Raw genomic sequence first — 12,093 nt, forward strand, 5'->3', positions numbered from 1 at the left:
ACCGGCCAGGACCCACTCCTGTCGGCAACCCACGCTTACATGCGGAGGGGCCCCAGCCAAGACCTCCATACCGTCTAGGCCTTGTCGGGCTCGGATGCCTTCAGCATGTCCTCACGCTCGACGACCTTGACTCGTTCGCGGCCTTCGGGTTCGCCGAGGGAGCGTTCGTGGGCGTCGAGGCGGTACCAGCCGTCCCAGGTGGTGAAGGGGACCTGCTTGCCTTCGAGGAACGAGGTGACCGCGTCCAGATCCGGCTCGGCCGCACCGACGAAGTTCGGCGCATCCTCGAGCAGGTTCGCGACGGTTTCGTTGGCGTCGCCCTTGGTGTGACCGATGAGGCCGACGGGTCCGCGTTTGATCCAGCCGGTGACGTAGGTGGCGGGGACGGGTGTGGTGGAGTGCGGTGATTCGACGACGCGTCCGGCTTCGTTGGGGATGGTGCCTGCTTGCTCGTCGAAGGGGAGTTGGCTGATGTTCTGGCTGAGGTAGCCGACGGCGCGGTAGACGGCTTGGACGTCCCAGTCGTTGTATTTGCCGGTGCCTGTGACGTTGCCGGTGCCGTCGAGTTCGGTGCGTTCGGTGCGGAGGCCGACGACTTTGCCGTTGTCTCCGAGGACTTCGTGGGGGGATTCGAAGAAGTGCAGGAACAGTTTGTGTGGGCGTTTGCCGACGTCGCGGATGGCCCAGTCCTGCAGGGTGTTGGCGACCATGTCGATTTGCTTGGAGCTGCGGCGGGCTTGTTCGGAGCCTTCGTCGTAGTCGATGTCCTCGGGGGCGACGATGACCTCGATGTTGGGGGAGTGGTCGAGTTCGCGGAGTTCGAGTGGGGTGAATTTGGCCTGTGCCGGTCCGCGACGGCCGAAGACGTGTACTTCGATGGCCTTGTTGGCTTTGAGGCCTTCGTAGACGTTGGCGGGGATTTCGGTGGGGAGCAGTTCGTCGCCGGTTTTGGCGAGGACGCGTGCGACGTCGAGGGCGACGTTGCCGACGCCGAGGACGGCGACTTTCTCGGCGTCGAGGGGCCAGGTGCGGGGCACGTCGGGGTGGCCGTCGTACCAGGAGACGAAGTCGGCGGCGCCGTAGCTGCCGTCGAGGTCGATGCCGGGGATGTTGAGTGCGCGGTCGGCGTTGGCTCCGGTGGAGAAGATGACGGCGTCGTAGAAGCGGCGCAGGTCGTCGAGGGTGATGTCGGTGCCGTAGTCGATGTTGCCGAGCAGGCGGACCTGGGGCTTGTCGAGCACCTTGTGCAGGGCGGTGATGATGCCCTTGATGCGTGGGTGGTCGGGGGCCACGCCGTAGCGGATGAGCCCGAACGGCGCGGGCATGCGCTCGAAGAGGTCGATGCTGACGCCCGGTCCGCTGACATTGTGGTCGGACTTCATGAGCGCGTCGGCGGCGTAGATGCCTGCCGGTCCGGCACCGACGATGGCGACGCGGAGTGGACGAGTCTGATCAGTCATGTGCAGCGAGCTACCTTCTTCGAGGGAAGTGCGGACACCCCAGCATAAATTAAGGACAACCTGAGCTGGGGCAGTGGGCAACTTGCCGGATTTCCCGGTTTCCGGTAGGAATTGCTCTGTGGAGACGACATACCTGGTCCGACGGTTCACCGTCGACTTCTGTCGTACCTGCACCAACATGTGTTGTCGGTGACAAGACCCGACGCCCGTCCCCTCCTTCTGTAGGTATTCAGCAGGTCGGGTTCCCTCCCTTTCGCGGCAGCGTTGCCGAAGATCAGCGCCGGCCGTGCACAGATTCGAGGACACATGACCACTCTGGAACAGCCCGTCACGCTCACTTTCGACAAGCTCGGCCCGTCGTTCGGTGCCGAGGTCATCGGCCTCGACGTCGCCGCGGCGTCCGATGCGCAGATTCACGCCGTGCGCCGAGCCCTCGTCGAGCACAAGGTTCTGGTGCTGCGCGGGCAAACGCTCGACGACGCTGCACACGTCGAATTCGGTCGCAGGCTCGGCGACCTGACGGCTGGCCACCCGGTGCACGACAGCGGCCACGTCGCCCCCGAGGTCTACGCGCTCGACAGTCAGGACAACGGATTCGCCGACGTCTGGCACACCGACGTCACGTTCATGGAACGTCCGCCGATGGGTTCGATCCTGCGGCCCGTTGTCCTGCCACCGCACGGCGGCGACACCAACTGGGCCGACAGCCAGCTCGCCTACGAATCGCTGTCCGCACCCGTGCGTCGAATGATCGACGGGCTCACGGCAATTCACGACGGCAACCGTGAATTCGGCTACTACCTCGCGCAGAAGCGCGGCGGAAAGGGCAACGTGTGGGACGGCAAGGAAGTCACCGCGCTGGTCCCCGTCGAACATCCCGTCGTGCGGGTCCATCCGGAAACCGGCCGCAAGGGGTTGTTCGTCAATCCGGGTTTCACCTCCCACATCGTGGGTGTGTCGGAGGCCGAGAGTCGCGGGATCCTGGATCTGCTCTACGCGCACCTGACCAAACCCGAGCACATCGTGCGGCACCGCTGGCGGCTGGGCGACCTGGTGCTGTGGGACAACCGCAGCACCTCGCACTACGCCAACCGCGACTACGGCACCGAGCACCGCAAGATGCACCGCATCACGTTGCGTGGAGACATCCCCGTCGGCCCCTCTCACTGAGAGGCCCCAGCTGAACGCGGACCCGTCGGATCGAGGAAGATTGGCTTCATGGCGTCGTGGAGTGAACGTAGGCAGCAGTGGGTCGACAGTCGTGAGGAAGCGCGCAACAACGCATCCGAGGCGGCTGCCGAGTCCGGTGAGCAGCGTCCGCCCAACGCGTGGCCGTTCATCATCGCCGTGGGCATCGTCGTCGCCTTGCTCGTCGGCATCTTAGCGGCCTCGAAGTTCGCTCCCGCGGAGGACAACGTGACGCAGGCCCAGTTGCTCACCGACAGCCTCGACGGGTTCCTCGAAGCGCAGAACACCGGTAACGCGGAGCTGCTGCGTCAGAACACATGCTTCGATCAGGTCGAGCGCCTGATTCCGGGTGACGACGTGCAGTACCGAACCGATCGGGCAGGCGAGGTCGAGCGCAACGGCGAGACGTCCATCGACGGTGTGCCGACCGAGTACCAGGTCAACGGCGACCGCGGAATGGTCACGGTCCCGCTGAAGGAAGAGAAATCCGGAGTGCAGACCGACGACGTGTGGAATTTCGTCCGTGTGGACGACAAGTGGCTGGTGTGCAATGTCTGACCGGTACGTGTGTGATGTCGAAACAGCGAGTGACGGAAGGCTGATCAAGTGACCTACGCAGGTGACATAACCCCGGAAGCTGCCTGGGAGTTGTTGCAGAGCAACCCCGAAGCAGTGCTCGTGGATGTTCGGACGCGCGCCGAGTGGCAGTACGTCGGTGTCCCGGACACCTCCGGCATCGACCGCCCGACGCACCTGATCGAGTGGGTCAGCTTTCCCGACGGTGCCCGCAACGCCAACTTCGTCGACGACCTGAAAGCCGCAGGCGTGGACGGCGATCGGCCGGTGGTGTTCCTGTGCCGCTCCGGTCAGCGATCCATCGGTGCCGCCGAAGCCGCGACCGCTGCGGGAATCGGCCCGTCCTACAACGTGCTCGACGGTTTCGAAGGTGCCACCGACGCCGACGGACACCGCGGAGCCACGGGGTGGCGTGCGGTCGGGTTGCCTTGGAGGCAGTCGTGAGCGGGAATCCGAAAGGCGGCGGTTTCGACAAGCCGTTACCCGAGGGTGTGGGTCAGGCAACGCTGGGAGTTCGCGGCGGCCTGATGCGATCCGGGTTCGACGAGAACGCCGAAGCTCTGTATCTCTCTTCGGGTTTCGTGTACGAAAGTGCCGGAGCCGCCGAACAGGCGTTCACCGGAGACATCGATCATTTCGTGTACTCGCGCTACGGCAACCCGACGGTCAAGATGTTCGAGGAGCGACTGCGCCTGATCGAGGGTGCCGAGGCGTGCTTCGGTACCTCGAGCGGAATGTCGGCGGTGTTCACGGCCCTCGGTGCCCTGTTGAAGGCCGGTGACCGATTGGTTGCTGCGCGTAGCCTTTTCGGCTCGTGCTTCGTCGTCTGCAACGAAATCCTGCCGCGCTGGGGCGTCGAGACCGTCTTCGTCGACGGCGAGGACCTCGAGCAGTGGGAGCAGGCGCTGTCGGTGCCGACGACGGCGGTGTTCTTCGAGACTCCGTCCAACCCGATGCAGTCGTTGGTCGATGTTCGACGCGTCTCCGAGATGGCTCATGCGGCCGGTGCAACTGTGGTGCTGGACAACGTGTTCGCGACGCCGCTGTTGCAGCGCAGCCTCGAACTCGGTGCCGACGTGGTGGTGTACTCCGGTACCAAGCACATCGACGGTCAGGGGCGGGTGCTGGGCGGTGCGATCCTCGGATCGAAGGAGTACATCGACGGTCCGGTGCAGACCCTGATGCGGCACACCGGTCCGGCGCTGAGCCCGTTCAACGCGTGGACCCTGCTCAAGGGATTGGAGACGATGCCGGTGCGAGTGCGGCATTCGGTGAACTCCGCGCTGCAGATCGCCGAGTTCCTCGAAGCTCACCCTGCGGTGCGCTGGGTGAAATATCCGTTCCTGCAATCGCATCCGCAGTACGAGCTGGCGAAGTCGCAGATGTCGGGCGGCGGTACCGTGGTCACGTTCGAGCTCGATGCTCCCGAGGGCGAGGCCAAGAAGCGTGCCTTCGAGGTGCTCGACGCACTGCGCATCGTCGACATCTCGAACAACCTGGGTGACTCGAAGTCGCTCATCACCCACCCGGCGACCACCACGCACCGCGCGATGGGTCCGGAAGGTCGTGCGGCAGTGGGGATCACAGATGGCGTCGTACGCATTTCCATCGGCCTCGAGGACACCGAGGATCTGATCGGAGATCTGGACCAGGCCCTGAAGTAGTCGGCGCAGCGGACGAATCCACGCCCCGCGTGCAGATCCACACCCCGTTCGGCGGGCGTGGATTTCTGCGCGAGGCGTAGATGTTGTGCGGACCGGATCGAATCAGCGGTCGAAGACGCTCAGCACGGTTCTGAATTTCGCTGTGGTTTCGTCGAGTTCGGCGTCGGGATCCGAATCCGCGACGATGCCCCCGCCGGCGGTGGCCGTTCCGGTCAGGCTGTCGGCCGAAAGTTCGATGCAGCGAATGGTGACCATCCACTCGCCGTCGCCGCTGCCATCGGTCCATCCGACGGCCCCGGCGTAGAAGCCGCGGGATCCCTCGACGCTGTCGATGGTGTCCATCGCCGCAGCTCGGGGCACCCCGGCGACGGCGGCGGTGGGGTGCAGCGCAAGCGCCAGGTCGAGTGCCGAGGTCGCGGGATCGGCCAGCGTCCCGACGATGGGCGTCGACAGGTGCCACAGCTGCGGAGTGCTGCTGAGCTGGGGGGAGTCGGGCACCTCCAGCGTCTCGCAGAACGGTGTCAATGCGGCCCGGATCTCGTCGACGACGAAGCGATGCTCGGCCTGATCCTTCGCACTCGCCGCCAACGCCGCGGAGATGCGCGCTTCCTCGTCGGGGTCGGTCGACCGTGCTGCTGTTCCCGCGAACGGATGGCAGGTGACGATGTTGCCGCGCTTGCGAACCAACAGTTCCGGGCTGGCACCGACGATGTGTGTGCCGGTTCTGCCTGCGGGCGACAGGTCCGCCAGAAAGCCGTGGCCCATCGGATCCCGGGAGACCAACGCGCTCAGCACCGAGACAGGGTCGATCGGCGAATCCGCGGACACCTCGATGGCCCGCGCCAGCACGATCTTCTCGGCCACACCGGCTTTCAATTGCTCGACGACATCCCGGACTCGCTGCACGTGAACACTCGGATCGGGAATCTGCCGCGCAACGGTCACGGTCGGCAAAGGCGGGAGAGCATCGACCGTTGCCCACGGCCCGTCGAGTCGGTAGAACTCCTCCGGCTCGATCAGCGCGGTGGCGTCGGACATGTCGAAAGGGATTGCGCCGACGACGTTTCGGCCGTCTCGCACCGCGGCCACCGCGTCGGCGATATCGGGAAAAGCGTGCCGGACACCCCGCCCGACGACGTGGTGATCCTGCCGGGAGAGAACGAATTCGAGTGTCATCAGAACGGGTTCTGCGTGCGGCCCACCAGGTCTGCGACGGAATCGAGGACCTTGGTCGGTCGGTACGGATACTGCTCGACAGATTGGACCGTCGAGATGCCGGTGAGGACCAGGATGGTCTGCAGTCCGGCTTCGAGGCCCGAGAGTACGTCGGTGTCCATCCGGTCGCCGATCATCAGCGTGTTCTCGGAATGGCCACCGATCGCACGCAGCGCCGAACGCATCATCAACGCGTTGGGCTTGCCCACGTAGTACGGCTCCTTGCCGGTGGCCTTGGTGATCAGCGCGGCAACCGAACCGGTCGCAGGCAGCGAGCCCTCACGGGACGGTCCGGTGGCGTCGGGGTTGGTGGCGATGAATCGCGAACCCTTCTCAACGAGACGGATGGCGGTGGTGATGGCCTCGAACGAGTAGGTCCGAGTCTCGCCGAGTACCACGTAGTCGGGGCTCGAGTCGGTGAGGGTGTAGCCGATGTCGTGCAGGGCCGTCGTCAGACCCGACTCGCCGACGACGTAGGCGCTGCCGCCGGGTCGCTGATTGCCGAGGAACGTCGCGGTCGCGAGAGCGGAGGTCCAGATCGACTTCTCCGGAATGTCCAGACCGGTGAAGGCGAGACGTGCGCGCAGGTCACGAGGGGTGCGAATCGAATTGTTCGTCAACACGATGAACGGAATCTCGTTGGCCTGCAGTTCGGCGAGGAACGTGTCGGCCCCGGGAATCAGATGATCCTCGTGAACCAGAACCCCGTCCATGTCCATCAGGTACGTCCACTGCTGAGGCTTCTCGATTTCGCTCACCTCCGTATTTTACCTACTTGCCCATTGCGCAGGCTCCACTCGCGCGTTCGGCTCGGCGGTTGGTCGGGAAAATTGTGACGTTGTCGATTTCCGGTAACGCCGAGTCGCGCGTGCGCTGGTCACGGCGTTCAATAACGGGCAAGGCAGACGTAACGACCACAGCAGCGTTGCTTGTTCGGCGACAGACGCCACTGCATTGCAGCACCTCCCGAGCTCGATTCCGAGCCGGTGTCCGTTGGCTGAGTGTTGACCCAGTGGGGATGATCGACATGAACGACGCTTTTCGCTTCGCCGCTTCGTGCAGTTCACCGAGGGAACTGATCGCCCGACTTCAGTTCGGGATGACGGAATTGTGGCCCGAAGGCGCGGCAATTCCCGTCCGCTGGCACTACATGGCAGACATGATCGATTCGGAGCGAGGCTTGCTCGTCGAATTGGACGGTGCGGTGTCGAGTCCGGTTGTGGATGTGCTTGCCGCGACGGCAGAATTGTGTAGGCAGTCGGCGACCGAAGCTGTGCCCCAGTCGGATTGGGCACTTCTTCGTCGTGCTGCGGCATGGCTCGATCGGAGTTGTTCCGAGACCGATCGTGCGCTGCTCTCGGTGGCAGAAGAAGTGGCACTGACAGGGCTCGACGGAGTGGAGCCGGACTTCTCGGTCGTGTCATGGCTGTGTCTGGAGATGCTCGCGCAGTTCGAGGCAGGCCGGGAAACAATCGACTATTGGGTCGAGCGCGCGAACCTGACGGAGCCGAGTGTCGTTCTTCATCGCGCAGGTTCGGTCCTGGAGCGGGGCGAACGAAACCAGCTGTCGGTGGCCGTCTGAGTCGTCGGACAATGAGGGTCTGACCGGAACATTCTCTACCGTGTCGGTCGTTGTACTTTGCATGACAAAAGCAGCAGTTGCAGCGTCCTACGGTGGTCCGGAAGTCGTCGAGATCGTCGATCGAGAGTTACCCGAACCCTCCGAGGGTGAGGTTCTGGTCGAGCTGAAGGCGATCGGAGTCAATCCCTTCGACTTCAAGAGCTACAGCGGTGCGTTCGGTACCGACGAATCGAAGCTCCCGATCGCCCTGGGCAGTGAGGCGTCGGGAATCGTGGTGGCAGTCGGCGGCGCTGTCGAGGGCCCGGGCGGTTCGATAGCCGTCGGCGACGAGGTGATCGTCTCCGGCGTGAACGGCACGTACACCGAGAAGATTGTCGCGCCCGCGCGCTTCGTGTTCCCGAAGCCGGCGAATCTGGATTGGGACGTCGCCGCCGGGGTGCTGGCCGTTGCCGGAACAGCCTACGACGCACTGGAATCCGTCGGCGTGAAGAGCGGCGACACGGTGCTCGTGCACGGGGCTTCGGGCGGCGTCGGGTCCGTGGTGGCTCAGCTCGCTCTGGAACGCGGTGCAAAGGTCATCGGGACTGCTCGCGCTCAGAATCACGAAGCGCTGCGTGCCTTCGGGGTCGAGCCGGTCGAGTACGGCGACGGACTGATCGACCGGGTCCGGGTAGCCGCACCGAACGGCATCGACGCAGCCATCGACACGGTGGGCACCGACGAGGCCATCGACGTGTCTCTCGAATTGCTCACGGATCGAGCAAGATTGGTGACGACGGCAGCCTTCGGGCGGGCCTCGGCAGACGGGTTTTCGACCGTCGGTGGGCCGGCGAGCATGGAGCGTCGACGCCTCGCGTCGCCGGTGCTGCTGGAGCAGGCCGGTGCGGGGGTGTTCGAGGTGACGGTTGCCAAGACCTTCCCACTCGATGACGTCGCCAGGGCGCACGCCGAACTGCAGACGGCACACCCTCGCGGGAAGTTCGTCCTGATTCCCTGATTGTTCGGGTAACTTCACACCCTTTCTCCCGACCGATCAGTCGAACTCGGGTCAGACCAGGGGTGATCGGTCGGCATAAGGGGTGTGAGGTCTCGGCCGCTCGAGTCGTCAGGCATCGCGGGGTTGTCGGCCCGGCCGATATTGGCGGCGCTCAGGCGGTCCTGCGGCAGTTCGCTCGGAAGTCTCGTCCGTCTTCGAGGTCGAGGATTCTCGTTCGGCGGCCGATGCGCTCAACACGGTGCAGCTCGATTGGGATCGGCTCCGTGCTCAGGCTTGTCGGTTCAGCACTCGCGTTCCTACAACGCGATTTGGCATGGATGTGGATCGGACTGTCGGTCGGTCTACTGGCACGAGCTTTGTGGCCGTATCGCACTGCTTCCGAGGGACGCGAATCCGGCAAGAGCCCGCTGGTCGAAATCTCGGCCCGCCGGACCTAGTTTTCGTCTTCGCGGACCTTTTCAGTTAACGATCGGGTCTCGACACGACCGGGGCACTGCTGTGCAGGCTCTACGATTGTCGGCATGACTGCCGATCCGACTACGCCCGCACCGTCGACCAGCTCGGCGAACTGGAAGAGGCGGGGCATTCTCGTCGGAGCCGGCATCGTCCTGCTGTTGATCGCCTACTTCATCCTGGCAGCGTTCCTTCCGCGCTGGTGGAGTCTGCGGGTGGAGACCCTGGCCGACCGCACGTTCACCAAGGGCATTCTGTGGGGCCTGCTGTTCGGCATCGTCTGCACGTTCGCGCCGCTGGTGTTCTTCTGGAGCGCCTGGTCGGTTCGGAAGGGCAGGGCGGGCAAGCAATTGGCGATCGGCTCGGTCATCCTGGCCGTCGTCACGGCCATCCCGAACCTGTTGACGCTCACGATCGTTCTCGGAACCAGCAACGCCGCTCATGCCGGCGAACGCACCCTCGACACCAGCGCGCCTGGCTTCCGTGGTGCCACGGCACTCGGGGCCCTCATTGCCGTGGTTCTGTTTGCCTTGCTGGTGTTCGTGGTGGTCCGGCGGAAGCGTCGCCGCAGAGCTGCTGCTCTGTCGCAATAACTCTCAGGCGCTGCGCAGAGTGGTCGGTTGGGTGATGACGCGTATTCCCGGTTCCGGGTCGAAGCGATAGCCGGTTCCCCGGACCGTGGTGATCAGTCGACCGAACTGACCGAGTTTGGTGCGCACTCGGGAGAGGTGGACGTCGACACTGCGTCCGCCGTCGGAGGTGCCGAGTTCGGATCGTCCGACCACGACCCGAGGGTGCCGCGCCAGGTAGGCGAATATCTCGAACTCGGTGGGGGAGAGCCGAACGCTCCTGCCGCCGAGGATCACATCGCGGGCAGGCAGATCGATCACCAGGGGAGCGTTGAGATCGCTCACGCGTACATCGAAGCGCGTCAGGATCTTCGCGTGCGGGGCGTAGCTCTTGGCGGCGCTGCGGAGGGCATCGGCGAGTGCATGCAGTTGTGGGCGAGTCAGTCCCTGCAGGGACGCCGTGCCGGAATCGGAGATGCGGACGACGACGGTCGCTCCGGTGCTCATGATGGATAGCTCCTGTGGCAAGGGTGCTGCGGATGCTGGACGGATGGTCAGCGGGAGCGGCGACAGTTCTCGCTCACAGACACAGGCTCGTCGGCTATCGGCAGTTCCGCCAGGGATCCACTCACCGTGATCGCAACGGTTGACCCCGTGGCCGTCGACTCAGGATTTCGGCAACGTCATGATCTCTGCACCGTCGTCGGTGATGATCACGGTGTGCTCGCTGTGCGCGGTGAGGCAGCCCGTCGTGCTTCGTAGGGTCCAGCCGTCGGGGTCGGTGACGAGTTCGGCGGTGTCCTCCATGACCCACGGCTCGAGTGCCAACATCAAGCCGGGCCGTAGGCGGTAACCGCGGCCGGGCCGTCCGGAGTTGGAGACGTGGGGATCCTGGTGCATCGTCGAGCCGATGCCGTGACCGCCGAACTGCATGTTGATCGGGTAACCGGCAGCGCTGAGCACCGTGCCGATGGCGTGGGAGATATCGCCGATCTTGTTGCCCGGTCCAGCTGCTTCGATTCCTGCAGCCAACGCACGTTCGGTGGCGTCGATCATCGAGAGAGCCCTGGCGGGCTTGTTCTCACCCACGACGAAACTCATGGCCGAATCCGCCGCGACGCCGCCGAGGATCACGGCCAGGTCCAGCGTCAGCAGATCGCCGTCGGCCAGCGCATAGTCGTGTCGAAGGCCGTGCAGCACAGCATCGTTGACGGAAGTGCAGATGTAGTGACCGAACGGACCGCGGCCGAAGGACGGCGCATAGTCGACGTAGCAGGACGTCGCCCCGGCTCCTTCGATGATGTCCTTGGTCCACTGATCGATCTCGAGCAGGTTGGTGCCGACTGTGGCGCGTTCGCGGACGGTCCGGAGAATTCCGGCCACCAGAGCGCCGGATTCGCGCGCGAGGGGGATCTTGGTGGGGGGAAGAATTTCGATCATGTGGAGCCTTTCGCCGTGTGCCGAACAACGATACCGGTATAAGTATTGGTGACGAGCCCGACGGCACGCATAGCCGTGAGCTGGATCGTGCGACGCTGTCTGTCGTGTCTGCTCATCCTCTCGACGACCCCGTTCGCAATTCCCTCGAGGGCCCACTTTCGCGGTTCGCGGTCCGGCGCGGACGGATCATGCGCGCCGATCCTGCGGTGTCTCCGTTTCTGGTGCACCCCGACGTCCTCGAGCCCAAGGACTGGGACGACATCGCTGCGCTGTTCGGCCGACGAACCGTCGTCGGGCTGAACGGCCCGGAACGCGCACTGCCCGAGGGGTGGTCGCACCTGGAGACCTTCGGTCTGGTGCAGCTCGTCGGCACGCACCTCGAGACGCGGCCCTTCGCCGAGGCGGTGGAGCTGACAGCAGCGGACGTCCCGGAGATGCTCGATCTGGTGGGCCGCACCGAGCCCGGGCCGTTCCTGCCCCGCACCATCGAACTCGGCACGTACCTCGGTGTTCGACGCGATGGCGCGCTGATCGCGATGGCAGGCGAGCGCATGCATCCACCGGGGTGGACGGAGATCAGTGCCGTCTGTACCGACCCGGCGTTCCGTGGGCAGGGGTTGGCCACCGACCTGGTTCGAGCGGTCGGCCACGGTATTCGCGCCCGCGGCGAGGAGCCGTTCCTGCATGCGTCGGACGCGAACGTGCGCGCCATCGAGCTCTATCTCTCCATTGGATTCGAGTTGCGTCGTACCTCGCGTCTGACATTGGTTCGAACGCCCGCGCCGAAGCCCCAGGGTTCTGTCTGAGCGAACGCACCGTCTAGAACGGCGGCTCGGCAGTGTCTTCGGCTGTGGGTTCTGTTTCGGGGTCGCGGTTGTCGGGTGGGTTGGGGTAGGCGATGTGGCCGGATCGTTTCGGTGTGGTGGGGATGTGTGGTCTGAGGTCGTTG

The 12,093-nt window shown here is 64.7% G+C and carries 13 protein-coding genes; 8 read left to right on the plus strand and 5 right to left on the minus strand.

The genetic code is table 11. The annotated features are described in order from the left end of the window. Positions 1-74 precede the first annotated feature (74 nt). A complete protein-coding gene (locus tag R3P95_RS25770) occupies positions 75-1,460 on the minus strand; it encodes an FAD-dependent oxidoreductase (RefSeq protein ID WP_269596494.1) in 1,386 nt (461 codons plus the stop codon). Between the two features lie 306 nt (positions 1,461-1,766). Here R3P95_RS25770 and R3P95_RS25775 point away from each other — a divergent pair, with 306 nt between their 5' ends. The 4 genes from R3P95_RS25775 to R3P95_RS25790 are packed head-to-tail and all read left to right on the plus strand — an operon-like array spanning position 1,767 to position 4,888. Next, positions 1,767-2,630, plus strand: coding sequence for a TauD/TfdA dioxygenase family protein (locus R3P95_RS25775; RefSeq protein ID WP_149406529.1), 864 nt, complete (start codon positions 1,767-1,769; stop codon positions 2,628-2,630). A 48-nt stretch (positions 2,631-2,678) separates the two neighbouring features. Further along, on the plus strand, positions 2,679-3,206 hold the full coding sequence (locus tag R3P95_RS25780) for an Rv0361 family membrane protein (RefSeq protein ID WP_269596495.1): 528 nt from the start codon (positions 2,679-2,681) through the stop codon (positions 3,204-3,206). Between the two features lie 48 nt (positions 3,207-3,254). After that, positions 3,255-3,668, plus strand: coding sequence for a rhodanese-like domain-containing protein (locus R3P95_RS25785; RefSeq protein ID WP_068053994.1), 414 nt, complete (start codon positions 3,255-3,257; stop codon positions 3,666-3,668). Further along, positions 3,665-4,888, plus strand: coding sequence for an O-succinylhomoserine sulfhydrylase (locus R3P95_RS25790; RefSeq protein ID WP_269596496.1), 1,224 nt, complete (start codon positions 3,665-3,667; stop codon positions 4,886-4,888). Before R3P95_RS25785 ends, R3P95_RS25790 begins: the two co-directional genes overlap by 4 nt. Positions 4,889-4,990: 102 nt before the next feature. Here R3P95_RS25790 and R3P95_RS25795 read toward each other — a convergent pair whose 3' ends face one another. Continuing rightward, positions 4,991-6,064, minus strand: coding sequence for an isochorismate synthase (locus R3P95_RS25795; protein WP_269596497.1), 1,074 nt, complete (start codon positions 6,062-6,064; stop codon positions 4,991-4,993). Next, the gene (locus R3P95_RS25800) at positions 6,064-6,822 is read right to left on the minus strand and encodes an HAD-IIA family hydrolase (protein ID WP_068053998.1); all 759 of its coding nucleotides are present in this window, start codon (positions 6,820-6,822) and stop codon (positions 6,064-6,066) included. Before R3P95_RS25800 ends, R3P95_RS25795 begins: the two co-directional genes overlap by 1 nt. A 308-nt stretch (positions 6,823-7,130) precedes the next feature. Between R3P95_RS25800 and R3P95_RS25805 the strand changes: the two genes are divergently transcribed. The 3 genes from R3P95_RS25805 to R3P95_RS25815 all read left to right on the plus strand — a co-directional run bounded on the left by R3P95_RS25805 (position 7,131) and on the right by R3P95_RS25815 (position 9,728). Beyond that, positions 7,131-7,685: a hypothetical protein gene (locus tag R3P95_RS25805; RefSeq protein WP_269596498.1), complete on the plus strand. Its 555-nt coding sequence runs from the start codon at positions 7,131-7,133 to the stop codon at positions 7,683-7,685. 61 nt (positions 7,686-7,746) lie between these two features. Next, positions 7,747-8,682 (plus strand): NADP-dependent oxidoreductase, encoded by a 936-nt coding sequence (locus R3P95_RS25810; RefSeq protein WP_269596499.1) that lies wholly within the window; start codon positions 7,747-7,749, stop codon positions 8,680-8,682. 521 nt (positions 8,683-9,203) lie between these two features. Next, positions 9,204-9,728, plus strand: a complete 525-nt coding sequence (locus R3P95_RS25815; RefSeq protein WP_068054006.1) for a permease — start codon at positions 9,204-9,206, stop codon at positions 9,726-9,728. 3 nt (positions 9,729-9,731) lie between these two features. On the opposite strand, the gene R3P95_RS25820 is transcribed toward R3P95_RS25815, so the two are convergent. After that, positions 9,732-10,211: a winged helix-turn-helix domain-containing protein gene (locus tag R3P95_RS25820; protein WP_269596500.1), complete on the minus strand. Its 480-nt coding sequence runs from the start codon at positions 10,209-10,211 to the stop codon at positions 9,732-9,734. A 159-nt stretch (positions 10,212-10,370) separates the two neighbouring features. Then, complete coding sequence (map, locus tag R3P95_RS25825; RefSeq protein ID WP_317549892.1) at positions 10,371-11,144, minus strand: type I methionyl aminopeptidase; 774 nt, start codon at positions 11,142-11,144, stop codon at positions 10,371-10,373. A 104-nt stretch (positions 11,145-11,248) separates the two neighbouring features. Between map and R3P95_RS25830 the strand changes: the two genes are divergently transcribed. Then, a complete protein-coding gene (locus R3P95_RS25830) occupies positions 11,249-11,950 on the plus strand; it encodes a GNAT family N-acetyltransferase (RefSeq protein WP_269596502.1) in 702 nt (233 codons plus the stop codon). Positions 11,951-12,093: the final 143 nt, after the last annotated feature.

The sequence above is a fragment of the Rhodococcus cercidiphylli genome (assembly GCF_033042225.1).
Taxonomy (GTDB): Bacteria; Actinomycetota; Actinomycetes; order Mycobacteriales; family Mycobacteriaceae; genus Rhodococcoides.